Raw genomic sequence first — 23,945 nt, 5'->3', positions numbered from 1 at the left:
TGCGTCATGCGTCGCCCTTCTTCATCGCTCTATCGATCTGACGAGACCCTGAGGTGGGTAGCCGAGGACCAAGGAGCACAGTCCTGGTCCGCCCGGGGGGGGCGAGGGTTGCCCTTCCAGGTTGGATCCCCATCCTCGACGCCGGCCGGCTGCTCCGGCGACTCGTCGCCGATGGCCGTTCGCGTGCTGCCGGAAGCGGCGGGAAAACCTGCCGGTGACCAGGCACTCGTCAGGGTCCAAGTGAAGGCCCCTCCTGCCCTCTTCATGGAACGCGGAGGAGCTCGGCCGGTATCTCCAGCAGCTCGGTAAGGGCTTCGACGTGGGGGACGAGGCGGCGGCAGATCTTGTTGATCCGCTCGGGCAGCGCGAGGACCTGCTGCGGCACGAGCATTCCGTGTGCAAGGTACCAGCCGGCGTGGGGTGCCGTCTGCTCCAGGCAGTGGAGCCGGTAAAGGTCGTGCAGCACGGGTCTGGCGGCTTCGGGGACCTCCGCGGCGCACCAAACGTCGCGCAGGGCCTCGGCCGTGGTGCGCGTGGCATGGGCTTCGGCGAGGCGTTGGGCCAGTTCGGTCCGGGCGTTCCAGGACTCGAAGCGGACGGCCCCGCCCTGGTCGTCCGTGCGCAGGGCCGAGGCGAGCTCGGCGTGCAGAAGGCGTTCCCTGGCGCGGAAGAGGCGTGGCCAGCCGCTCGGTGCGGACTCTTCGTCCGGTGGCAGGTAGTCCGCGGCGGTGACCATCGCCCACGCGGCGTCGAGCAGAATGAGCCGGTTGTCGCCGCCGGCGGACTGGAAGGCCGTGGTCAGGGCCTGATAGTCGATCAGTTGGTGTTCCGAGAAGAAGCCGAGTGCGCCGCATGCCGTGCGGCAGCGGGAGACGGCCCTGTCCGTGAGGACGGCGACGGTGACCTTGCTCAGTGCCAGCGTGCGCATCTCGGCGGCCGAAGGCCCGGTGCCGAGGCCGCCGCCGGGAGGGATGTGCCAGCTCCGTGCGGTCGCCCGGCGTGCGACCGCGGTGGTGGCCAGGGCGTCGGCCGAGGCGCCGAACAGGAGGCGCTGCTGGTTGAGGTGGGCGATGGCCGCGATGTCGCCGGCGAGGCGGTCGTTGGTCCGGCGGTGCCGGGCGTGGGTGAGCGCGAGGGCCGCGCTCGCCCGCGCGACTGCGGCCAGGCCGGCCGTGACCGCCCCCCAGGCGAAGCGGCTCATGCCCACGCTGCGCCCCGTACGGGCCTCGGGCCCGTCCAGGGGGTCGTGGAAGGATCCGTCGGCGGCGATGGACGCACCGTCGCTGAGCCATCTGCGGTACGGCACCCGGACCTGGTCGAACCGGACCTTCGCGTAGTCCATGGGGAGGAGCGGCGTCGGCGCGAGCGGCTCGATCGTGACGCCCTCGCACGGTCCGTCCTCGTCGCGCAGGGGGACGAGGAACAGCGCGGTCCCGCGATCGGCGCCGCCGGCCCGAAGGAGCGCGCTCACCACGGCCAGTCTGGCGAAGCCGTCCAGGCCGACGTTGACCGGGCGCTTCGTTGCCTCGGGGGTCGGCGTGTGCAGGACGAACTCGCGGGCTGCCGGGTCGAAGACCGCCCGGGTGCGGATGGCGGAGCTGCTGTTGCCGTGGCCGATTTCGTTCATCAGGGCGGCGCCGATCCACCGCCCGGAAGCCAGGTCGGCCACGTCCTCGGGCGGGGCGCCGAAGTCGAGCGCGACGCCGACGGCCATGCAGTGGTGCAGGAACATCGCGAAGAACAGGCGCGGGTCCGTCACGGCGCTCAGTTCCAGCACGGCCCGAAGCCGGGCGTGGTCCGCGAGAAGTGGCCGTTGAGCGCCGAGTCGGGACTGGAGGTGCCGCAGCCCCAGGTAGGGCGAGGCCGGCGACGGCGTGTCAGCTCGGTGTGCTCGGGCGAAGAACGCGTCGGTGAACAACTCCGTGAGGTCGCTGTCGTAGGGGGCCATGTCCGATGCTCCTTGGCGCGGGGGATGCTCCTGATACGGGGCGTTAACGCGGGGGCTACGGTGCGTCTGCGATCTCGGCCCACCAGGTTCGTACGGCATCAGCCAGCGCGGAGGCGTGGGTGTCCAGCATCGTGAAGTGGTCGCCTGGGACGGCGCGTTCGGTGTGCGGCAGCTGCCACGGACGGGCCCACCGGTCGTCCTCGGCGAACTCGGGGACGGTCTGCCGTGCGCGGAGCAGGAGCGTGGAGGTGCTGACCGGCGCGGGCTGCCAACCGGCCAGTACGCGGAGATGGCCGCCGGTGGCGGTGAGCCGGTGTACGGGGATGCCGTGTGCCGTGAAGGCCTGCTGTCGTACGGCCGCGATGGCGAGGACGCGGGGCAGCACGTCGTCCTGAAAGGTTCGATCGGGCCACCAGGTGTCCAGCAGGACCAGGCCGCTTGCGGAGCGGCCCTGTTCCTCGAGCCGCGTGGCGACGGCGTGCGCGATCAGCCCCCCGGAGGAGTGGCCGCACAGCAGGAACGGCACCTCGCCGGCGTACCGGCCGACTGCCGCCGCGTGCGCGGCGGTCAGGGCTTCGATGTCGCGGGGAAGCAGCTCGTCCTCGGCGAAGCCGGGCTGCGGAAGCACGAGCACCTCGTGGTCGCCGTTCAACGCCTCGGCGAGTGGGGCGTATTCGTGCGGTCCCGAGGCCGGGAGCAGGGAAGGGAAGCACAGCAGCAGCGGGCTGCCTCCCGCCGGTCCGAGCCGGACGGCCCGGGGCGCGTTCTGCGGTGCGGACTCGGGGCCGAACGTGCGGCGGAGCCGGGCTGCTGCGCTGATCAGCTCGACGGCGGTCCGGCCTTCCCCGATCAGGCAGGCTTGTCGGTACAGGGCATCGAGGGTGTCCGGCGCCTCGCGAGGGGGGCGTCGACCGGGCTCCGGGTGTGCCTTGTCTCGTAGGAGGCGCCACAGGTGTTCGGTCAGTGCCCGGGGCGTACGGTGGTCGAGGACGACGGTGGAGGGCAGGGGAAGACCGAGTGCGCGAGCCAGTCGGGCGCGTAGCTCGACCGCGGCGAGCGACCCCGTACCCATCTCGGCGAATGCCGTGTCCGAACCGATCTGCCCGCCGTCGTGGAAGCCGAGGACGACTGCGGTGTGGTCCCGTATGAGCGTCAGGAGCGCGGACACGCTGTCCGGGAGCGGCATTTCGTCGGCAACCCGGCGGGCCGTGGCGGCTCCGGATGTCTGCTCGGGCGGCCGGAGCGGCTGTGCGGCTGCGGCTCCGGTCGGAAGCCAGTAGCGCTCACGCCGGAACGGATAGCGAGGCAGCTCGACGTGGCGGGCTTCGCGCCCGGCGAAGACGTTCTTCCAGACCACCGGAACTCCGTTGCCGAAAGCCTCCGCCGCGGAGAGCAGAAAGCGTCGTTGGTCGCCCTCGCCCCGTCTGAGGCTTCCTACCACGCAGACGGGCCGTCCGGCCGACTCGGCGGTCTCCAGGACCGGGTAGGTGAGGACCGGATGTGGGCTGACTTCGATGAAGTGGGAGAAGCCGTCTTCCAGCAGCGCGCGGACCGCCCTGTGGAACTCGACCGGGCTGCGGAGGTTCCGGTACCAGTAATCCGAGGTCAGCCGCGTGGTGTCCAGCGGGCCCGGCTCGACGCTGGAGTAGAAGCGCATCTGTGCGGGGCGGGGTTCAAGGCCGTCGAGTGCTTTCGACAGGTGGTCCCTCAGGCTGTCCACGTGCGCGCTGTGGGAGGCGTAGTCGACCGCGAGGCCAGTCGCTCGTACGCCCCGATCACCGAGCTCGTCGAGCAGGGCGCCGATGGCACCGGGATCGCCGGAAATCACGGTCGAGTGAGGGCCGTTGTCGGCCGCGAGCCACAACCGTCCCTGCCCGGCGCCCAGATGACCGGACACGTCGTCTCTGGACCGGGCGACGGCTGCCATCCGGCCGGCCGGCAGCTCCCGGACGGCGGCGGCGCGCCGGGCGACGACCTTCGCCGCGTCCGCCAGCGAGAGGGCGCCGGACACACAGGCGGCGGCGATTTCCCCCTGGCTGTGCCCCACCACCGCGTCCGGACGCACCCCCAGCGACTGCCACACGGCGCTGAGCGCGACCATCACGGCGAACAGGGACGTCTGTGCGACGTCGACGCGGCTCAGCGGTGGCTGACCGGACTCCCTGCGCAGTACACCGCGCACGGACCAGTCGATGTGTGGCGCGAGGGCCTCCTCACATGCCGCCAAGGACCGCTCGAACACCTCGGACTCGGTCAGCAGGTCCGCTGCCATGCCCTCCCACTGGGAGCCATGTCCGGGGAAGACGAAGACCGTGCCACCGCCCTCGGGACGGGCCAGGCCACCGACCGCATGGGCGGGCAGGGTGCCGTCGGCGACACCGCGCAACCCGGCGACCAGCTCAGCCCGTTGACGTGCGACGACCACCGCACGGTGCTCGAACGACGGCCGGGAGGTGACCAGTGCCCGGCCCGCCTGGAACACATCGGCTGACTCGGCGATCGGTACCAGCCGCAATGCCATCTCGCGCAGGGCCGGGGCGCTGCGGGCAGACAGTACCCAGGGCAGCGCCTGGTCACCGCTCGCCTGCTCTTCGTCCATGGCCGAGGCCACGATCGGGACGGGCTGTTCGAGAGCGGCCTCTTCCAGGATCACGTGGGCGTTGGTACCGCTGATCCCGAAGGCCGACACCCCGGCCCTGCGGATCCGGCCGGAGCGCGGCCACGGTTGGGGCGTCAGCAGCAGCCGCACGCCGCCGGCCTCTCCGACCACCGGCGGGGACACCAGGTCGGTGTGCAGGGTGCGCGGCAGCAGGCCGTGCCGCAGCGCCTGGACCGTCTTGATGATGCCGACGACCCCGGCGGCGGCCTGGGTGTGCCCGATGTTCGACTTGACCGAGCCCAGCCACAGCGGTCGCCCCTCAGCGCGGTCGCCGCCATGCACGGCGTACAGCGCCTCGGCCTCGATCCGGTCGCCCAGCGGTGTGCCTGTTCCGTGCGCCTCGACCGCATCGACCTGACTGGGGGTCAACTCGGCGTCGGCCAGGGCCTGCCGGATCACGCGCTGCTGCGCGAGCCCGCTGGGCGCGGTCAGGCCGTTGCTCGCGCCGTCCTGGTTCACCGCCGAACCGGCGATCACGGCGAGGACCGGGTGTCCGTTCCGCCGAGCCCGCGAGAGCCGCTCCAGTACCAGCACGCCCGCGCCCTCCGCCCACGCAGCCCCGTCGGCCGAGGCCGCGAAGGCCTTGCACCGGCCGTCCGGCGCAAGGGCTCCCTGGCGGCTGAAGTCCACGAACGAGGCCGGGGTCGCCATCACGGTCGCGCCACCGGCCAGGGCCAGGGTGCATTCGCCGCGGCGCAGCGCCTGGACCGCGAGGTGCACGGCAACCAGGGAGGAGGAGCAGGCGGTGTCGACGGTGAGCGCTGGTCCGGTCAGGCCGAGGGTGTACGCGATGCGTCCGGAGGCGACGCTCGCCGCGTTGCCGGTGAGCAGCAGGCCGTCGAAACGCTCGGGGGCCTCGGTCAGTCGTGGTGCGTAGTCCGGCGCCATCAGGCCGAGGAAGACCGCGGTGTCGGAGCCGCGCAGCGCCGTGGGGTCGATCCCCGCACCCTCCAGCGCCTCCCAGCTCGTCTCCAGCAGTAGCCGTTGCTGGGGGTCCATGGCCAGCGCTTCGCGGGGGGATATCCCGAAGAAGCGGGCGTCGAACTCGGCGGCTCCGGCGAGGAAGTGGCCGTAGCGCGTACTGGAGCGCCCGGGGTGGGCGGGATCCGGGTGCCGGAGCCGGTCGAGGTCCCAGCCGCGGTCGGCCGGAAAGGGGCCGACCGTCTCCCGGCCGTCGACGAGCAGCTGCCACAGGTCCTCGGCGGAGCGGACGTCGCCGGGGAAGCGGCAGCCGATGCCGCTGATCACGACCGGGTCGCGGCTGTCCGGTTCCGGTGCGGGGTGCGGCTCCTCCCCGCCGGTCTCCTGCTGCGGCCGGCGGCCGGTGGCCAGGTCGGTCAGATGGCGGGCGAGTTCCCCGGGGGTCGGGTGGTCGAAAGCGACGGTCGTCGACAACGCCAGTCCGGTCGCCTCCGACAGGTTCACGGCCAGGCGCACCGCGGCGAGCGAGCCGACCCCCGATTCCCGGAACGTCCGGTCCGGTGCGGGGTCGCCCGCTGCATCGGCGGGCAGGACACGAGTGACCTCTTGGCGTATCAACTCCCGTGCGGCGTGGAGGCTTTCTGGCCCCCGCAGGGCGGCCGGATCCGCTCGTCGGCGCGTTCCGGTCTCCGAAGGGCGGGCGAGCAGCTCGGCCAGGCGACCGCGGGCGATCTTTCCGGTGGGGGTGAGCGGTATCTCGTCGACGAGGAGCAGCTCCAGCGGCTGCTGGAACTCGGCTGCGCCCTTGCCTGCGAGATGGGCCCGTACCTCTTCCAGACCGATGGCGGCCCCGGGCCGCAGGGCGGCGACCAGACAGGGGTACTGGCCGAGCCGGGCGTCGGAGCGGGCGGTGACGGCCAGCCCCGAGAACTGCGGCAGATCGCTGAGCATGGTCTCGATGTCCGAGGCACTGACCTTCACTCCCCCGACGTTGATCACCTCCGCGTCGCGCCCCTGGTAGGTGAAGGTGCCGTCCGCGTTCCGGCGGGCCCGGTCTCCGGTGCGCAGCCAGCCGTCGGCGGTGAAGGCCTCCCGGGTCCGCTCGGGATCCCCGAGGTAGCCGAGGAACAAGTGCGGCCCCCGGTACTGCAGTTCACCGACGGTGCCATCGGGGCGGACGGCACCCGTGTCGTCCACCACGCGCGCGTCGCAGCCGCTGAGCGGGCGGCCGATGCTTCCGACAGCGACCTCTGGCGGGTCGTCGGGCCGGGTCACGGTGCCCGCGCCCAGCTCCGACATGCCCCACTGGACGACCACCGATGCCCCGGTCACCCGTCGCAGGTCCGCCACGAGCGGCCCGGGCACCGCCGCGCCGCCCGTGCGCACCTCGCGCAGGCGCAGCTTGCCCGTCGCAGGGTCACCGCGCAGTGTCGCCACCAGATCCCGCAGCTGGGCCGGCACCGCGAACAGCACGCTCGCCTCGGTACGGTCGGCGAGCGCGCGAAAGGCCCCGGCATCCCACTGCGGCAGCAGACCCTGCCGGCTTCCGGTGAGGAGCGCCAGGTGCACCGACAGCAGGCCGAAGAGATGGGTGAACGGGCTGGCGCTCACGATGGTGTCGCCTTCGCTCGCGCCGCCGTCCAGGGCCACCGTCGCGGCGTTCGACAACAGCGTGCCATGGCTGTGCAGGCAGAGCTTGGGGCGGTTCGAGGTGGTGCCCGACGACGGCAGCAGGGCGAGCGGCAGCTCGGCCGTCAGTTCCACGCGTCGGGGTGAGGTCAGACGGTGCTCGTCGACGAGCGCGTCGTACCAGGCCATGTGGGCGTCCCGCCGTGCCGGGCCTCCTTCCGCCAGGGCCGTCGGCCGGGCCTCCCCGACGACCAGCACGAGTTCGAGCGCGTCCAGCCGGGCCAGCAGCCGCCGGCCCAGCGCCACACCGTCCACCTGTCGGTAACCTGCGGGCAGGACGAGCACGCGGGCCCCCGCCCGGCGCATCAACGTCAGCAGCTCCCGCTCACCGTAGGTGAGATGGAGCGGCAGGAGCACCGCGCCGACCTCGGCCACCGCGGTGTGGGTGACCACGAACTCCCAGCAGTTCGGAAGGTGGACGGCCACCACGTCGCCCACACCGATTCCGCGGCCCTGCAGGCCCGCGGCCAAGTCCTGGGACTCGGCGCGCCACTGCGACCACGACCGCGGTTCGCCGCAACCGACGACGGCCGGAGCATCGCCGTGCGCGTCGGCGGCCGCGGCGAAGATCTCCGGCAGTGTCGTACGGCTGCGTCCCTCGGTGGTGGCGTCCGAGGGGGCGACGAGATAGTCGTGGACCGTAACCGCCATGCATGAATCCTTCCCCGCACCGGTACTGCTTGTCAGCCCCGTCGTCGGGCGTGCAACAGGTTGCCGTCGAGCGGCAGGCCCCGGACCGAGAGCAGCTCGAATCCGGCCGTAGCCAGGAGGCGTTGATAGTGGCCGGTGGTCCGCTCCTGGCCGCCCACGTTGCACATCATGTGCAGGTCCCAGGCCACCGCCAGGGACGGCGCAGCCCTGGGCATTCGCTCTTCGGTGTCGGGCAACAGCCGCTCCACAAGCAGTAGTTGGGACTTCTCGTGCATGCTCTCGGCACAGCGGCGCAGGATGGTCAGGCACCGCTCGTCGTCCCAGTCGTGCAGGACGCGTGACAGCAGGTAGACGTCCCCGCCCTCTGGCACGGCACGGGTGAAGTCACCGGCTACGAAGGAGCAACGGTCGGCGCATCCCGCACCGGCCAGGTGCCGGCGTGCACCCTCCAGCACGTGCGCTCGTTCCAGGAGCACGCCCCGCAGATGAGGCGCGCGAGCCAGGAGCAGGCCGAGCAACTGCCCGTTGCCTCCGGCGACATCCACCACCACGCGGGCGTCCGAGAAGTCGAAGAGGCCGGGTACCGGCTCGAACATCGCTGCGCTGGCGGCCATCGCGGAGTCGAACAGCTTGGCCAAGCCGGGCCGTTCGGCGAAATAGTCGAAGTGTCCCTTCCCGAAGAGCGCTTTGAACGCCTCCCTTCCGGTACGGACGGAATGGGCCAGTTCCCCGAAGGACTGGTAGAAGGGCCCGCCGTAGAGCAGTGCCAGCGAGCGCAGCGAGTGCCGGGAGTCCTCCCGGAGCAGCGCACCGAGCTCCGTCAGCGCGTAGAAGTCGCCGACAGGAGTGACCACTCCCACGGCCGCGAGGTAGCGCAGCAGGCGGACCAGGCCGGCCGGATCGGCAGTGAGACGGCCGGCCAGCTCGGCAACGGAACCGGCTGCTGCCGCGGCTTCGGTGCCGCGCGTGGATCGGACGGAGGGACCGGGCAACTGGTCGGCCAGGCCCAGCCTGGCAGCCACCGCGATCGCCTGGGTCGTCCAGGCCCCGGTCATCAGCTCCAGCAGACGTTTCGCCGGATCACCCGGCTCGGCCCCCCGGTGGGCGGCCAGGACCGCCGGGTGGTGGCCACGGGCCCGTAACTCCAGGCGCCTGGAACGCGCCGGGCCGGTTGCGGAGAGCCCGTCCCGGCCGTCGGCGGCAGCACTGAGGAAGTACAACACGGTGCAGTTCTCAAGGGAGTTGTAGCCCCCACCGTCGGCAGCCAGTCCGCCATGGTCGGCCAGGAGCGCACGCAATCCCGCCATGACCACGCCGTCGGGTGCCCTCACCTCCAGTGCGAGGTGGGACTCGTTGCGTTCCATACGTTCCCTGGCGGCGATCGCGCGCAGCTCCGTACCCGGCGCCGTCTCCAGGACGAAGAGCTCGATCTCGCATGGCCCTTGACCGGTGGCAGGCACCTGTACGTGCAGGATCGTGACCTCCAGCGCGGTAACCGGCACACCGTAACGCCGGCTCAGCCGTTCGCGTACCACCACGCTGGGGACGGCTTCGCCGACGGTGAAGCCGTCGGCCCGAAGACCAGCGATCAGCCCGTCCAGCGAGGGCGGAAACACCAGCGCGGCAGCATGGGCCACGTCACAGTGAGCGGCCACGGACTCCTGCTCCCTCTCCGTGAGCCGGGGCAGCAGGTCCCGCACGACAGCACGTGCGTCCGCCGACCGGACGAGCGACAGGGAGTCGTTGATCAGGGCACGATCGGCCTCGTCGAGGCCAGCTGTTCGGACATACGGGTCCATCAAGTCAGCTCCCTCGACAGGGCAACCGCGGAGTGCCCTCAGCGTGCCCGCTGGAGAGCCGCCCGGGCAATGCCGCCCACATCTGCGCGAGCCTGACCCCACCCCCGATGCCCCCGCCGGACGAGCGCGCCCGGCACTCAGCCGCGGATGAGACTGGCCGCCCGGTGCCCGATGACCACGCACGGGGCCATGGTGTTCCCGGAGGTCACGCGTGGCAGCACCGATGCGTCGGCAACGCGCAGGCCCTCCAGGCCCCTGACGCGCAGCTCGGAATCGACGACGGCGTCGCCGTCGACACCGATCCGGGCCGTTCCGCACTGATGCCAGAACGTGCTGGCCGCCGCCCGGATACAGGCGGCGACCTCGGCGTCGGAAACGCCTCCGGGGATAGCGCGGGAGGCCCGGTAGGGACAAAGCGCTGCTGGAGCACCAGGGCGTATCCGATAGGTCAGATGTCAGCGGCCACTTCAGATTCCCTTGGCGTGCCAGTTGTTGGGGAGATAACTGGCCGCCAGAGGTTGCGGAACGTTGATCTGCCCCGTCGGGACACCAGCCTCACAAGCCCCGCGACCACGAAGAGCCCAAGCAGGAAGAAGCCCTACCAGCTCGGATGGTGAGGGGGACGCCGGCGTTCCCGGGCGGGACCGTCACCATTTCGAACTCATCTCACAACCACATGTTCGTCATACTCGGCGCTCAACGAGACCGAGGCGCGGTCGTAAGAGTGAGCCGGAAGGCTCAATTCGACGCGCCGCCACTGCCCGGTCATTCACCCTGAATGGCCCCGAATGGGAAGGTGGTTCGGATATTTTCCGGCAGCTGGTGGCAATACAGGAGTGGCGCAGTGAGCATCCTCAACGAACCCCAGGGTGCTGCCGTGGGCGGAGCCACCGAGCTGCCGCCGGTGCGGCGTAAGCAGCCGGGCAACGCGGTCGTGAAGTGGATGACCACCACCGACCACAAGACGATCGGCACGCTGTACCTGGCGACGTCGTTCGGCTTCTTCATCATCGGCGGCATCATGGCGCTGCTCATGCGCGCCGAGCTGGCCCGTCCCGGCCTGCAGATCATGTCGACCGAGCAGTTCAACCAGGCGTTCACGATGCACGGCACGATCATGCTGCTGCTTTTCGCGACGCCGCTGTTCGCGGGCTTCACCAACTGGATCATGCCACTGCAGATCGGCGCGCCCGACGTGGCGTTCCCGCGGCTGAACATGTTCGCCTACTGGCTGTACCTGTTCGGCGGGCTGATTGTGGTGGGCGGCTTCCTCACCCCCCAGGGTGCGGCGGACTTCGGCTGGTTCGCCTACTCTCCGCTGACCGACGCGGTCCGCTCTCCGGGTGTCGGCGGAGACATGTGGATCATGGGGCTGGCCCTCTCCGGCTTCGGCACCATCCTGGGGGCGGTCAACTTCATCGCCACGGTCGTGTGCATGCGCGCTCCGGGCATGACGATGTTCCGCATGCCGATCTTCACGTGGAATGTGCTGCTGACCTCGGTGCTGGTGATGATGGCCTTCCCCGTGCTGGCTGGCGCGCTGCTGGTGCTGGAGGCGGACCGCAAGTTCGGGGCACACGTCTTCGACGCGGCCAACGGCGGTCCGCTGCTGTGGGAGCACCTCTTCTGGTTCTTCGGCCATCCCGAGGTGTACATCATCGCGCTGCCGTTCTTCGGCATCGTCACCGAGGTCATCCCGGTTTTCGCACGGAAGCCGATCTTCGGCTACATCGGCCTGGTGGCCGCGACCATCACCATCGCCGGTCTGTCCATCACGGTGTGGGCGCACCACATGTACGTCACCGGTGGCGTGCTGCTGCCGTTCTTCTCCTTCATGTCCTTCCTGATCGCGGTCCCGACCGGTGTGAAGTTCTTCAACTGGATCGGCACGATGTGGAAGGGGTCGCTGAGCTTCGAGACACCGATGCTGTGGTCGATCGGCTTCCTTGTGACCTTCCTCTTCGGTGGCCTGACCGGTGTGCTGCTGGCCGCGCCGCCGATCGACTTCCACGTCTCGGACTCGTACTTCGTGGTGGCGCACTTCCATTACACGGTCTTCGGCACCGTCGTCTACGCCATGTTCGCCGGGTTCTATTTCTGGTGGCCCAAGTTCACCGGGAAAATGCTCGACGAACGCCTGGGGAAAATCCACTTCTGGACGCTGTTCATCGGCTTCCACGGCACCTTCCTCGTCCAGCACTGGCTGGGCGTGATCGGAATGCCGCGCCGCTACGCGGACTACCTGGCGGTCGACGGCTTCACCACGCTCAACACGGTCTCCTCCATCGGCGCCTTCCTGCTCGGCGGCTCGACGCTCCCCTTCTTCTACAACATCTGGAAGACCGCGAAGTACGGCAAAAAGGTGGAAGTTGACGACCCCTGGGGCTTCGGACGGTCATTGGAATGGGCGACATCCTGCCCGCCACCGCGGCACAACTTCCTCACGCTGCCGCGTATCCGCTCCGAATCCCCGGCGTTCGACCTGCACCACCCCGACATCGCCGCCTACGAAGTAGAGCGTCAACTCCAGCCTCCCCCTATTAGCGGCGCGCCACAGGGCGGGAGTGAACCGGGCGATAGCCCACAAGGATCCGATCGGTGAGCCCCGGAGTCGGCAAGGCATATGGGGGGCCGTCTGGAGAGGGCTCGCCGTGTGCCCCGGACATGGACGAGATCGCGTCGTACTTGTCCTGGCAGGCTGAGATCAGCGAAGCCCAGAAGAATGCCGCGCGATTCGCCAACCGGCTGCCGTGGCTGACCTCCCGGCAACGGGAGGACGTCATCGGCCACTACACGGCCGACTGGCTGGACCTCATGCACCGCACCGCCTCCCGCAACCACGAGCAGCAGCATCAATGCGCCCTGCGCCACCGATCGCTGAGGATGCGCTGGGTCGCCACGCTGCTGGGCCTGGTCTCCGTCACCGCAGGGCTGGTGGCCGTGCTGGCCGCAATGCTCGCGGTACGACGCTAGGGAGTGCGCGGCGGATCATCAACGCAGCCGCAGCCGGATCGCGACGAGGGTGACCGTGCCGTGAAAGACGAACGCCTTCTCGTACCGGGTGGCCACGGCTCGAGAGCCCTTGAGCGCGTTGCTGGTCCGCTCGACTTCGTTCCGCGGTCAGCCCGCTGGTCCCGGTGCTCGGGGATCGTGTGCCGGATCTGCCATCGCCGCGGGTAACGGCGGTTCTGGCGTGAGCTGTACGCCTAATTGGCCTCGTGGGTCGGGGAGTTGTTCCCGCAGCACCCCGACGCACAGATCACCACGAGCTTCCCCGGCCTTGCCACGCTCACCGGCGCCCGGATACTCATCGAGATCGGCGACGACCGCACCTGGTTCAGCCAGGCTCGGGACCTGAAGGCCTACGCCGGAGCGGATGCGGCTTCCGGGTGAGATCACGAGGGCTGCCTGGCCAGGCTCCGCGGCTTGGGGAGGTCGTTGGTGGAGGGATTGGTGGGGCGATGCCGGTTGTAGTGGTCGGTGTGGGTGTCCAGCACGGCGCGTAGGTGTCGCTCGTTCATGATGAGCAGGCGTGTCCCGCGTGAGAACCCGGATCAGAACTACAGAATCCTGCGGAGTTGTACGCGTGCCTGGCCTCGCGTGCACACGAACTGTTCGGTCTCACCGACGCGGTGCTCTGCGCGGACGGGCCGGTGAAGACTCGTCGGGCCGGCCCCGGCCGCAGAACACCGCCGGGGGGCACGACGCTTTGTACGCGGGCCTGAACCATGGGCAGGGTGCGCCGCCGCAACGACTGCCGCGCCCCGGACGGTCGCGGCTCCATCGGCTGCATCACCGCCCGAGGTCGGTTACGTTGATAAAGCACCTGGTCAGAGGGGGGTAACAAGCCGCAACCCACCGGGGACACTCCATGACCGGCCTGACCGTCATCCTGCTGCTCGTGGTCCTGGCCACAGCCGTGGCGACCGGTGCCCGGCGCTGGAGCTTGCCCGCGCCCTCGCTCCTCGTGGTTGCCGGTCTGATCGTTGGGCTGATGCCCTGGGTTCCGGAGGTTCGCCTGCCGCCTCACGTGATCAACGTGCTGGTGCTGCCGCCACTGCTCTTCGCCTCGGCCGGGGAAATCTCCGTCCGCGACCTACGCACGGTGTGGCGCCCTGTTACCGGCCTGGTCTTCGGCCTGGTCCTCGCCTCGGCCATCGCCGTCGGGTACGTCGCCCGAGCGATCACCCCGCTCACCGCCGCGACCGCGTTCATCCTCGGCTCTGTCCTAGCCAGCACCGACCCCGTGGCCGTTACCGCGCTCGGCCGGCGCCTGTCTCTCCCACCGCGCGTACAGGCCATGGTGCAGGCGGAAAGCCTGTTCAACGACGCCACATCCCTGGTCCTGTACAAGGTCGCCGTGGTCACCGCGGTTTCCAGCAGCGCCATCACCGTGCCCGGGACCATCGAGCAGTTCCTGATCCTTGCAGGCGGAGGAGCCCTCATCGGCGCGGCGGTCGCCGCAGTGGTGACGCTCATCCGCAGACGAACCGAGGACCCCGTGCTGGAGACCGTCATCGCATTGGTCACTCCGTACGCCTCGTACGTCATCGCGGAGCAATCGCACACCTCCGGCGTCACCGCCGTCATCGTGTCCGGGGTCGCCTTCGGCATCACCGGCCGCAAGCTCAGCAACGCCCCCATCCGCCTCCAGGTCCACGCCGTCTACGACACCGTGACTTTCCTGCTGGAGAGCGTCGTCTTCGCCCTCATTGGCCTCGAGCTCCCCTCCGCCGTCCGTCAGCTCGCGCACGACGAGCACGGCTGGCCGCTGTGGGTGCCGGTCATCGCCTTCACTGTGCTGGCGATCCGCCTGCTGTGGATCTTCCCGCTGTCCGCCCTGATCCAGTACCGGCACGGGGAGGGCGACCGTCGCCTCTCCTGGCGCGTTCCGGCCGTCTTGTCCTGGGCAGGCACCCGAGGCGTCATGCCGCTGGCCGCCGCGCTCTCCATCCCCCTGGCCACCCACACAGGGGCGCCGCTGCCGCACCGGGCGCTCATCCTCACGCTCACCACCGGGACCATCGCGCTCACTCTTATCTTCCAGGGTTTCACCCTCGCCCCTGTCGTCCGCCGCTCCGGCATCGCTGTGGAACCAGAGCACACCGCCCGCGAGGAGTCCCGGACCCGCCGACACATTGCCCGCGCCGCTCTCGAAGAGCTCAAACAGCTTGGCGATCTGGATCAGCTCGCCGATCTGGGTGCCGCCGCGGAGGCCGCCTTGAAACAGGCCCGTCGCCAGCTGGAAGCGCGCATCCACCAGGCCGAAGATGCCCACTACACCGACCCAGACGCCCGACCTGCCGACGCCTACCGCGAGATACGCCGGACACTCATCGCCATCGAGGCGGCCGAGCTCCAGCGCCTCTACGAAGCGAACAAGATCAGCAATGCCACCCGGCGCCGGATCCAGCGCGAACTCGACCTCGAAGAAGCCAGCCTCCGCGCCCGCGGCTGACAGCTCTCCTAACGGTCCGACCGGTCGGTAAGTCACTTTGACGTTGGACACCGCTTCCGCCCGAGACGCCGCGGCTCTTGCAGCCCCAGCTCTTGGTGGATCGGGTCTGGGGGGCGAGGTGAGGCCGAGGTGTTGTGACGAAGACGGGGAGGGGGTAGCGGGCGTAGAGCACGCTGTCGTTGAGGTGGACGTCGCTCCAGTGGAGTCTTCGCGCTTCGCCTCGGCGCATGTTCCTCGGCTTCTTCGCCTGGTACCGCGGACTCGCGATCGGCCCGATGGCCCAGGTCAGCCAGATACGGCTCGTTCAGCCGGTGCTGGGCATCTGCTGGGCTGCGCTGATCCTGCGCGAGCAGATCACCTGGCCCACCGTTCTCGGCGGTATCACCGTGATCGCCTGCGCCGGTACCGCCGTGCGCACCCGGCTCGGGCGCGCTGCGGGCATGGTCACGAAGTAGGGCCCTAACGATGGCCGGCTATGGCAGTTGGATGATCCAATGCAATGGCCGACCTGAAGTGACTCTGAGACGTGGGGGATGCCAATGTCGACCGAGGGTGGGTCCACCGAGGGCGGGTGCTTGGCGTGCGAACTGATCGAAGGGACTGCGCCGTTGCCCGGCGGGACGATTCTCCGGACCGCCAACTGGGTCGTCGAGCACTGCGTGGGGCCACTGGGCCTGGGAACCGTGGTGGTCAAGCCGATCAGGCATGTGGTGCACGTCGCGGAACTGGCGGCGGACGAAACGCATGAGCTCGGGCCACTGCTGCAGCGTGTCAGCGACGCCGTTACCCAGGTAACGGAGCCAGAGCAGGTGTATGTGTGTCTCTGGTCGCACGCTGGCGGAGCGCCTGGACACATCCACTTTGTTGTGCAGCCCGCTCGCAAGGACGATCTTGCTCAGCACAACGCCTATGGACCTGAACTGCAAATGGCGATGTTCAACGTGGGCCGCGTTCCGGACCAGGGCCAGGTGGTCGACGTGTGCGATCGTTTGCGAACGGCCCTTGCGGGCGAGGGCAGCACCGCCGCAGGTTCCGGGTGCCCTCAACTCCCCCAGCCGGGACCTTTGTCCATGTAGCCGTGAGTCCAGCGGTTGGCAAGGCATCGGGCGGCGACGTGCCTGAACTGCGTGCCGCCAGCGACTTCCGAGTTGGCGAAGTCGCTGGCGAGCACGGCCATGGTCCGGCCGAACACAGGCGGGCTGACATCGGGCCGGAGGATCTCGTCCAGGCCGAGACTGACGGCCGGGTCGGAGGCATGCGGCCGGCTCTCACCGCAGCCACGCTGATCGAACAAGACGATCCGGTAGGTCTCGGGATCGAACCTGTTGCGGCTGGCCCGCCGCCCTTCGCCGCCGGGGCCGGCGTGCACGCACAGGGCCGCCTTTCCATTGGGATTGCCGCTCGTCTCCCAGTAGATCTGGTTGCCGTCACCGACATCGAGGAAGCCGTGCGCGTACGGCTCGATAGGCGGGAACGGCGGGGCCATGACGGTCTCCTCACGTTGGGTGCGAAGAACAAACTCGCAAGGCTAGTCGATGGCTGGATCGACTTCTCCAGATTTGCCCGCAGCCCGGACAGCAGGTACTCGACCCAGTCACGCCTGGCGTAGGCGACCCAGCGGACGGCGGTGTGCCGGTGTATGTCGGCCAGGTCGGCGAGGAGCGGGCTGGGGATATCGGCGGCGAGCGCCGAGTTGGGGGCGGCGCTGGCCGTGATGCCGTGGCGGCCGAGGGAGCGCCGGGCCGGTGGGCGGGGAACCGGAGCTCGGGCGGCGTCAGCCCAGCACGCCGGTCAAGGTGCGGCGAATTATGGTGGCGAACCGGTCGCGGGGCTCACCTTCGGGTGCGGTGGCGGCGAACAGAGCGGCGATACGCGGGTGGTCGCCCGCGGCGGCCACGTGGCGCAGGTAGGCGGTCTGGCGCTGGGCGTCGGGGTCTGCGGTGGCCAGTTCGTTCTGGACGAACAGCGCGGTCAGGGCGTTCAGTAGGGCGAAGGCCTCAAGTTTGCGGGCGGGGTCGGCCGGGTGGTCGGCGAGTACGTCGAGTACGTGCTCGAGCAGGTCGATCCCGTACGGGCCGAGAGTCGGGCGGGTGATGACCAGGGTCGGCAGCCAGGGGTGGCGTCGCATGATCTGCCGGGCCTGGTGGGCGAGTTGGAGCAGGTCGGCCTGCCAGTCGCCGCTGGGGGCGGGCAGGTCGTACTCGCCCGCGGTGCTGTCGGTCATCAGGTCGAGCAGGTCGTCGCGGGTGGCCACGTAGCGGTAGAGCGAGGCGGCGCCGGTACCCAAGGCCGCGGCGACGCGGCGCATGGAGACCGCCTCCAGGCCTTCCCGGTCCGCCAAGTCCATTGCGGCAGCGGTGATTTCAGCACGGCTGCGCTCAGCCGGGCGCCCGATCCGGGCCTGCTCCGGCCGCATCCAGATCACGGGTTCCTGCCGTCCAGCCACTGCCACCTCCCATGTTGCCGCCAGCCTATCCATTCGCATACGATGTTCGCGAACGCTGTATGCGAAAGAAGGGAGTCGCGATGCCGCGCTTCGCGCACAACGGTGGGATCCAGATCGCCTTCGAGGACCTCGGAGGGGCGGGCGGGGACCCGCTGCTGCTGGTCATGGGACTGGGAACTTCACGGTTCTGGTGGCCTGACGGACTGGTGCGCGAACTGGTGCGCCGTGGCTTCCACGTGGTGGCCTACGACCAGCGCGACGCCGGTCAGTCCACCCACCTGCCTGACCAGCGCGTCGGCCCGCCGATCAAGGCCCTGTTGCGCCGTTCGATCCCGGCCTACAGCGCCGAAGACCTGACCGACGACGCCGTCGCCGTTCTCGATGCCCTCAACTGGGAGCGCGCCCATGTCTTCGGCCACTCCATGGGCGGGCTCGTGGCGCAGCGCATCGCGATCCGGCACCCGCAGCGCGTGCTGAGCACCACCACCTCCTCGGCAGTGCCCAGCGACGCCAAGGGACTGAGCGTCCTGCGCTACCTGCACCTGGCGTCCCTGGCCCGCTTCGCCCGGCTGCACTACCCCAAGACCCCGGAAGGCGACCTGGCCCTCGCCGTGGCCGTCGCTCGTATCCTGGCCGCGCCCCACCAGCACCTCGACGAGAACGACGTGCGCGAGTTCGTGGACAAGGAGGCGACACACCACGTCGCCAGCTTCCGCGACCAGAAGGCGCAGAGCCGCCAGATCGGCGTGAAATGGCACGGCGGCTCGCTCGCCCAGATCACAACGCCGACCCTGGTACTGCACGGCGAGCGCGACCCGCTGCTACGCGTGACGGCCGCGCGCGACATCGCCGCCGCCGTCCCCGGCGCCCGTCTGCGCACCGTGCCCGACGTCGGCCATTTCCTCGCCCGCGACGCCTGGGCCACCTACGCCAACGAACTGCGCGCGCTCGCCGACCCCGCCGACCAACAGCCGCCCGCCGTCGACCTTGCACGCGACTAGCCGGTGGCCCACCCGGCCAGGGCGCACCGCCGGGGCCTGAAGTCGGGGTCTGAAGTCGGGGTCTGAAATCGGGGCGGGCCCTGCGGGTGGAGCAGTAGCAGCTCCAAATCGGGCAGGTCGCGCCGACGGTGCGGCGCGCGCCTTCCCACAGCGCATCCGGCGCACCGTTCGTAGCCCCACAACACGCAACTCATCCGCCCGAACCCCAGGCGTAGCGGGAGGAAACCCACGCCCCACCGCTGACACAGCAGGAGCGGGAAAGGGGATCACAGCACTGGAGACCACACTCATCCCCGGCCCCCCGAAAGATGCGCGGCCGGTGAGTGCTTCGGTTGGACGACGCGACGCCGTACGCAGCGAGACCCACGTCGTCCGGTAGGTAGGCTGATCTGGGAAGTGGGGAACCATGGCAGAGGAGAAGGACCTCGCAGGCATTCAGCGAGGGCACTGGCAGGACACCTACACCGCCCACCCGGGGATGTACGGCGAGCGGCCCTCCGCACCCGCGGTCCACGCTGTTGGGGTGTTCCGCTCCGCGGGAGCGAGAGACGTGCTGGAGCTGGGGGCCGGACACGGCCGCGACGCCCTGTTCTTCGCCCGCGAGGGCTTCGCCGTCCAAGCCACCGACTTCAGCTCCGTCGGCCTGGAACAGCTCAGGTCGGCCGCTCGCGCGTGGGACGTCGAGGAGCGGGTGGCCTGCGCTGTGCACGACGTGCGTGAGCCGCTGCCGCTGCCGGATGCCTCGACCGACGCGGTCTTCGCCCACATGCTGCTGTGCATGGCCCTGTCGACGAAGCAGATCCACGCCCTCGTCGGCGAGGTCCGCCGCGTCCTGCGGCCCGGTGGGGTGTTCGTCTACACCGTCCGGCACACCGGCGACGCCCACTACGGCGTCGGCACCACCTACGGAGACGACATATGGGAACACGGCGGGTTCGCCGTGCACTTCTTCCCCCGCGACCTCGTCGACGACCTCGCCGTCGGATGGAGTCTGGACGAGGTGTTCGCGTTCGAGGAAGGTGACTTGCCCCGTCGCCTGTGGCGTGTCACCCAGACCCTCCCCCGATGATCTCCAGGCTGTTGATGACCGGGGAACCGGGGCCCCGAGTCGTAGACGGACCGTTTCCGATGGATGCTCAGGCGAAGCAGTCCGCGGTATGCCGCTGTCACGAGGTTGAACCCCTCCGAGGACCCGCCCTCCGTCCCACCCGACGAATGTTCCCGGTCACAGCACCAGCCGCCGCTCGTGGGCCCAGACGGCGATCTGCGACCGCGAAGTGAAGCCGAGTTTCGACAGCAGCCGCTCCACGTGGTTCTGACAACATACTGGCGAGGCTCTTCGCAAGTCACACGGCTCTCGGCCGGCCAGCCGTCTTCAGTGCCAGGAGGGCAGCGAGACGCTCGCCACAAAGGCGGTCACCACAGCAAAGAACCCGAGGATGAGCAGCACTCCCGGCAGGTGGGGGTGAGCAACCGAGAACGGCAGCCACATGCCCGGATGACGCGCAGGCAGCCGCTCATGACCCGTCGGCTCACCCGTGAACGGGGAAGGCCGTGTCACATGCCAATGGCTGCTTGATCACGACTCGGAAGACGGCCTCCGCCAGAGGAAGACCTCGGTGCTCGGTTGGCGTTCGGAGAACCGGCCCGCCGGGGAAACCTCCCGCAGCAGTCGACGCAGGTCCGCCTCGAGGTCCTCGCGGCACGCGCCGAACAACCGAGGAGCCGAGGACGACATCGAGAACGCCCACGCGACGACATCATCACAGCTGCGTTCCAACGCCTGCCCGCCGGGCACCACATGCCGCTCGGGGCGACAGAACCCGGCCCGGGCAAACACCGCCGACTCGTCCCCGGGTGTTCCCCGCGGCAGCACCCCGCGGCCGGCTCGCCGAACCGGTCCCAGATAGCGCTTGACCAGCTCATCCATCGCTGCGTAGGGCACCGGTGGATACGGAGGGTCGTCAACGCTGCGGGTCTCGGTCTTCAAGTCCGAGATGTGTACCAACGCCCCGCCGGGCTGGAGCATGTCTCGGATGGTTGTCGCCACCAGGTCGCGATCCATCCAATGGAAGGACTGGCCGAAGGCCGCCACAGTGAACGCGCCACGGCCTGCCGGAAGATCCTCGGCTCGGGCCCGCACCCACTGCGCCTTCCCGGTCGTTGACGCCTCGGCGGCCCGGCGTGAACAAATGCGCCAGGTTCACGGCAAGGGTGCCTGGTCCGCATCCCCCGTCGATGAGAGGCCCGCGCCCGTCGAGCTGCAGAACCTCGGCGAGCGCTTCCACCAGCCCAGGGGCGTAAGGCAGCCTCCCATGCTGGTAATGGGCGGCTGTTCCCGAGAACAAGGTCTCGTCCCACTCCCAACCGTCAACCACTTCCAGCCTCCACCCTCCACGAAGCCGTCCGTCTGCCCCGGATGCCCGATGATTCCACGGCTTGATCAGGGGCGACGCACTCGATCCTGTGCGGTTCGCCGGGGCCTGCGTCCCGCCAGCACGACGAGTTAGGCAGACCCAAGCCGCCGAGTACGGACTGCGCAGTCACGGACCCCCTGTCAACCACAGTTGACACCAACTGGAACGTCAACGTAAGTTGACAGGTATGAGCGATGCAACCGATCTCGCCGAGCGGGCGGGCGACCGTGACCCGCGGGTCGGGCTGCGGGCCGTCGCCGCGCTGCGGCGGCTGCTGGAGCAGCTTGAGGCCGTACAAGTCAGAAGCGCCCGGGTCCAGGGCTGGTCATGGCAGGAGATCGCCAACGAACTCGGCGTCAGCAGGCAGGCCGTTCACAAGAAGTACGGGAGGCGTTGACAATGTTCGAGAGGTTTTCCAAGAGCGCCCGCGATGTCGTGGAGGGCGCGGTCGGGCACGCCGAGCGCGTCGTCTCCGAGACCGTCGCCGAGGAGCACCTACTGCTCTCGCTGCTGGAGCGGGAGGGCACCAAGGCGGCCTTCGTACTGAACGCCCTGGGCGTGACCGAGCGTCGCGAGCTCCTGGAGCGGGCCTTGGGCGAGGCCCGGCGCCGGGGCGGGATCTCCCGGGTGGACGCCGAGGCGTTGGCCGGTCTCGGCATCGACGTCACGGAGATCGTCGCCCGCGTCGAGGACGCCCACGGGCGCGGCGCCCTGGCCACCGGCCGGAGGCCCAGGCACTGGTGGTCCGCCGGGCATCGGCCCTTCACCCGCGAGGCGAAAGCCGTACTGGAGCGCTCCTTGCGGGCCGCGCTGGCCCGCGGCGACCGCCACATCGGCGACGAGCACATCCTGTTGGCGCTCGCAGCCGGACCCGGCGTGGTGGCGGACGTGCTCGCCGAGTACGGAGCATCCCAGGCCGAGGTCGAGCGTGTACTCGGGGGCGACGGCAAGGCGCAGCCCCTGGCGGGCTGAGCACCACTCGGCTTCTCCGGGCGCGTGGGGGCCGGGGAGACCGGCGAAGCGCTCATCGCCAACGCTGTCCCGCGCGACCGCGACCAGGCGATCAGCGTGCTGCGCCGGGCGGTGTCCGCAGCCCCGAGACCCTTGCTGCGAAGGCGGTCGAGGCCGCCGGGCGCCAGCACACCACCGTCGCGGGTGAGCAGGCTATCGCGAAGATGGTGCACACCCTCGCGAAGGAGGTGATGGCCCCCAACGAGAAGATCGCCGAGACCGACAAGCTCATCGAGGGCCGGTTTCGCGAGCACGAACTCGCCGAAATTATCCTTTCCATGCCCGGCGTTGGAGCGACCCTGGGCGCCGAGTTCCTCGCCGCCATCGGCGGCAGCCTGGACGCTTTCCCCACCGCCGACCGGCCTCATCATCGTCGACGCCCATCACGTCACCCCGGACCGCGAGGACGAGCCATGGCTGCTCGCGATGCCCGCACGCGTCCCTCTTCAGATGGGCGGGCAATTCGACGCCGTCGTGGACGACATGTCCATGGCCGCATTGGGGGCCTACACCCGCATGGCCCGCGGCTGGCGCCCGGAACCGGTGGGCGTCCCCACGCTGCTGGTCCGCGCCACGGAACCGGCGCCGCAGATGCGGTTCCGCGGCGGATACCGCGCGGGGGACGAGGAGCGGCGGACCTCCTGGCTGGAGCCGTACGACACCGTGGACGTCCCCGGCGAACACTGGACCGTGAACGAGGACCACGCGCACACGACGGCGGGGGCGATCCAGACCTGGCTCAGCGCGCTGGGCGCCACCGCCGGGTGACGCCGAGTGGGGACCGTACTCCCAGCCGTCGGAGCAAGCGGCCGACGAGCGGGGTGCCACGACGGTCATGCCGACCGTACCCATGCTGCGGGGCATCGCAGGCCTTCGTCCTGTCGTCGATGTTCAGTAAAGGCCGGGTCGAGGTTGCCTTCGAGCGCGCTCAAATCCGTAGATTCGGTGCATGACCACACCGCAACGCGAGATCAACACAGGGTTCGGCACTCAAAGCACCACCACTGACGTACTGGCGGGCATCGACCTGTCGGGCAAGCTGGCGATCGTGACCGGTGGTTATTCGGGACTGGGATTGGAAACGACGCGGGCCCTCGCCAGCGTGGGAGCCCACGTCGTCGTCCCCGCCCGGCGGCGCGCCACTGCCCAGGAGGCGGTGAGCACGATCGACGGCGTGGAGGTGGAAGAGCTGGACCTGACCGACCTGGACAGCGTGCGCACCTTCGCCGATCGGTTCCTGACCTCGGGCCGCGGCATCGACATACTGATCAACAACGCCGGGATCATGGCGTGTCCGGAATCGCGTGTCGGGCCCGGCTGGGAAGCCCAGTTCGCCACCAATCACCTCGGCCACTACGCGCTGGTGAACCGGCTCTGGCCGGCGATCGCACGAGGGGGTGCCCGCGTGGTGTCGGTGTCCTCCAACGGGCATCAGCTCTCGGACATCCACTGGGACGACGTGCGCTTCGAGCGCGGTTATGACAAGTGGCAGGCTTATGGGCAGGCGAAGACAGCCAATGCCTTGTTCGCGCTGCATCTGGACGCGCTGGGCCGGGATGCTGAGGTACGGGCGTTCTCGGTACACCCGGGCACGATTCGCACACAGTTGGCCCGCCATATGTCCGAGGAGGAACTGGCGGAGCTGGCAGCGACGATCAGCACCAGTCCGACGAACAGCGGCTGGAAGACACCCCAACAGGGCGCGGCGACACAGGTTTGGGCAGCGACCTCACCACAACTGGCAGGCATGGGCGGCGTGTACTGCGAGGACTGCGACATCGCCGAGCCCGCCGCTGAGGACACCGTCCTGGGCCGCGGAGTGAGTGCGTGGGCCACTGATCCGCAGCGGGCCGCACGGCTGTGGAAACTGTCGGCCGAACTCACCGGCGTCGATGCCTTCGCCACGATGACGTGAGTGAGTGCGGATCACGTCGGAGACGCGGCG

17 protein-coding genes and 5 pseudogenes are annotated in these 23,945 nt (G+C 69.7%); 13 read left to right on the top strand and 9 right to left on the bottom strand.

Annotated elements, in window-relative coordinates; genetic code table 11:
• Window positions 1-262: 262 nt before the first annotated feature.
• From P2L57_RS14220 to P2L57_RS14205, 4 genes are all read right to left on the bottom strand, one after another.
• Window positions 263-1,948, bottom strand: coding sequence for an acyl-CoA dehydrogenase (locus P2L57_RS14220; RefSeq protein WP_275813712.1), 1,686 nt, complete (start codon window positions 1,946-1,948; stop codon window positions 263-265).
• Between the two features lie 55 nt (window positions 1,949-2,003).
• Window positions 2,004-7,868, bottom strand: coding sequence for a type I polyketide synthase (locus tag P2L57_RS14215; protein WP_275813709.1), 5,865 nt, complete (start codon window positions 7,866-7,868; stop codon window positions 2,004-2,006).
• A gap of 32 nt (window positions 7,869-7,900) precedes the next feature.
• Window positions 7,901-9,667 carry a methyltransferase gene (locus P2L57_RS14210; protein WP_275813706.1) on the bottom strand — a complete coding sequence of 589 codons (1,767 nt, stop codon included), beginning with the start codon at window positions 9,665-9,667 and terminating at the stop codon, window positions 7,901-7,903.
• Between the two features lie 137 nt (window positions 9,668-9,804).
• The gene (locus P2L57_RS14205; protein ID WP_275813782.1) at window positions 9,805-10,056 is read right to left on the bottom strand and encodes a GMC oxidoreductase; all 252 of its coding nucleotides are present in this window, start codon (window positions 10,054-10,056) and stop codon (window positions 9,805-9,807) included.
• Window positions 10,057-10,511: 455 nt separating this feature from the next.
• Here P2L57_RS14205 and ctaD point away from each other — a divergent pair, with 455 nt between their 5' ends.
• On the top strand, window positions 10,512-12,269 hold the full coding sequence (gene ctaD / locus P2L57_RS14200; RefSeq protein ID WP_275813703.1) for an aa3-type cytochrome oxidase subunit I: 1,758 nt from the start codon (window positions 10,512-10,514) through the stop codon (window positions 12,267-12,269).
• Window positions 12,270-12,331: 62 nt separating this feature from the next.
• Window positions 12,332-12,640 carry a hypothetical protein gene (locus P2L57_RS14195; RefSeq protein ID WP_275813700.1) on the top strand — a complete coding sequence of 103 codons (309 nt, stop codon included), beginning with the start codon at window positions 12,332-12,334 and terminating at the stop codon, window positions 12,638-12,640.
• A gap of 18 nt (window positions 12,641-12,658) precedes the next feature.
• Here P2L57_RS14195 and P2L57_RS14190 read toward each other — a convergent pair.
• Window positions 12,659-12,873: pseudogene (locus P2L57_RS14190) on the bottom strand (IS5/IS1182 family transposase); the annotation flags it as partial.
• Between the two features lie 34 nt (window positions 12,874-12,907).
• Between P2L57_RS14190 and P2L57_RS14185 the strand changes: the two are divergent.
• Window positions 12,908-13,042 (top strand): annotated as a pseudogene (locus tag P2L57_RS14185) (transposase); the annotation flags it as partial.
• Window positions 13,043-13,062: 20 nt separating this feature from the next.
• On the opposite strand, the gene P2L57_RS14180 reads toward P2L57_RS14185, so the two are convergent.
• Window positions 13,063-13,188 carry a hypothetical protein gene (locus P2L57_RS14180; RefSeq protein WP_275813697.1) on the bottom strand — a complete coding sequence of 42 codons (126 nt, stop codon included), beginning with the start codon at window positions 13,186-13,188 and terminating at the stop codon, window positions 13,063-13,065.
• Between the two features lie 350 nt (window positions 13,189-13,538).
• Here P2L57_RS14180 and P2L57_RS14175 point away from each other — a divergent pair, with 350 nt between their 5' ends.
• The 3 genes from P2L57_RS14175 to P2L57_RS14165 all read left to right on the top strand — a co-directional run bounded on the left by P2L57_RS14175 (window position 13,539) and on the right by P2L57_RS14165 (window position 16,201).
• A complete protein-coding gene (locus P2L57_RS14175) occupies window positions 13,539-15,125 on the top strand; it encodes a Na+/H+ antiporter (RefSeq protein ID WP_275813694.1) in 1,587 nt (528 codons plus the stop codon).
• A 227-nt stretch (window positions 15,126-15,352) separates the two neighbouring features.
• Window positions 15,353-15,580, top strand: a complete 228-nt coding sequence (locus tag P2L57_RS14170; protein ID WP_275813691.1) for an EamA family transporter — start codon at window positions 15,353-15,355, stop codon at window positions 15,578-15,580.
• A gap of 120 nt (window positions 15,581-15,700) precedes the next feature.
• On the top strand, window positions 15,701-16,201 hold the full coding sequence (locus tag P2L57_RS14165) for an HIT family protein (RefSeq protein ID WP_275813687.1): 501 nt from the start codon (window positions 15,701-15,703) through the stop codon (window positions 16,199-16,201).
• Between the two features lie 155 nt (window positions 16,202-16,356).
• On the opposite strand, the pseudogene P2L57_RS14160 reads toward P2L57_RS14165, so the two are convergent.
• Window positions 16,357-16,611: pseudogene (locus P2L57_RS14160) on the bottom strand (prolyl aminopeptidase); the annotation flags it as partial.
• Between the two features lie 288 nt (window positions 16,612-16,899).
• Window positions 16,900-17,571 carry a TetR/AcrR family transcriptional regulator gene (locus P2L57_RS14155; protein WP_275813684.1) on the bottom strand — a complete coding sequence of 224 codons (672 nt, stop codon included), beginning with the start codon at window positions 17,569-17,571 and terminating at the stop codon, window positions 16,900-16,902.
• A gap of 80 nt (window positions 17,572-17,651) precedes the next feature.
• Between P2L57_RS14155 and P2L57_RS14150 the strand changes: the two genes are divergently transcribed.
• Together P2L57_RS14150 and P2L57_RS14145 are read left to right on the top strand one after the other, a co-directional pair.
• Window positions 17,652-18,572 carry an alpha/beta fold hydrolase gene (locus P2L57_RS14150; RefSeq protein ID WP_275813681.1) on the top strand — a complete coding sequence of 307 codons (921 nt, stop codon included), beginning with the start codon at window positions 17,652-17,654 and terminating at the stop codon, window positions 18,570-18,572.
• Between the two features lie 406 nt (window positions 18,573-18,978).
• Window positions 18,979-19,641: a class I SAM-dependent methyltransferase gene (locus P2L57_RS14145; protein ID WP_275813678.1), complete on the top strand. Its 663-nt coding sequence runs from the start codon at window positions 18,979-18,981 to the stop codon at window positions 19,639-19,641.
• A 510-nt stretch (window positions 19,642-20,151) separates the two neighbouring features.
• Here P2L57_RS14145 and P2L57_RS14140 read toward each other — a convergent pair.
• A pseudogene (locus tag P2L57_RS14140) lies at window positions 20,152-20,950 on the bottom strand (class I SAM-dependent methyltransferase).
• Between the two features lie 226 nt (window positions 20,951-21,176).
• Between P2L57_RS14140 and P2L57_RS14135 the strand changes: the two are divergent.
• The 5 genes and pseudogenes from P2L57_RS14135 (at window position 21,177) to P2L57_RS14115 (ending at window position 23,915) form a co-directional block, all read left to right on the top strand.
• On the top strand, window positions 21,177-21,386 hold the full coding sequence (locus P2L57_RS14135) for an RNA polymerase sigma factor sigma-70 region 4 domain-containing protein (protein WP_275813676.1): 210 nt from the start codon (window positions 21,177-21,179) through the stop codon (window positions 21,384-21,386).
• 2 nt (window positions 21,387-21,388) lie between these two features.
• Entirely contained in the window at window positions 21,389-21,961 is a 573-nt protein-coding gene (locus P2L57_RS14130) for a Clp protease N-terminal domain-containing protein (protein WP_275813674.1), read from the top strand.
• 113 nt (window positions 21,962-22,074) lie between these two features.
• Window positions 22,075-22,362 (top strand): annotated as a pseudogene (locus P2L57_RS14125) (IS110 family transposase); the annotation flags it as partial.
• The gene (locus P2L57_RS14120; RefSeq protein ID WP_275813672.1) at window positions 22,289-22,768 is read left to right on the top strand and encodes an alpha/beta hydrolase family protein; all 480 of its coding nucleotides are present in this window, start codon (window positions 22,289-22,291) and stop codon (window positions 22,766-22,768) included. The pseudogene P2L57_RS14125 and the gene P2L57_RS14120, both read left to right, overlap by 74 nt.
• Before the next feature lie 181 nt (window positions 22,769-22,949).
• Window positions 22,950-23,915, top strand: coding sequence for an SDR family NAD(P)-dependent oxidoreductase (locus P2L57_RS14115; protein ID WP_275813670.1), 966 nt, complete (start codon window positions 22,950-22,952; stop codon window positions 23,913-23,915).
• Window positions 23,916-23,945 lie beyond the last annotated feature (30 nt).

The organism is Streptantibioticus ferralitis (assembly GCF_029223525.1).
In the GTDB taxonomy this organism is placed as follows: domain Bacteria; phylum Actinomycetota; class Actinomycetes; order Streptomycetales; family Streptomycetaceae; genus Streptantibioticus_A; species Streptantibioticus_A ferralitis.
Note: the sequence above shows the minus strand (reverse complement) of the source record. Positions and strands in the feature narration are given on the sequence as shown.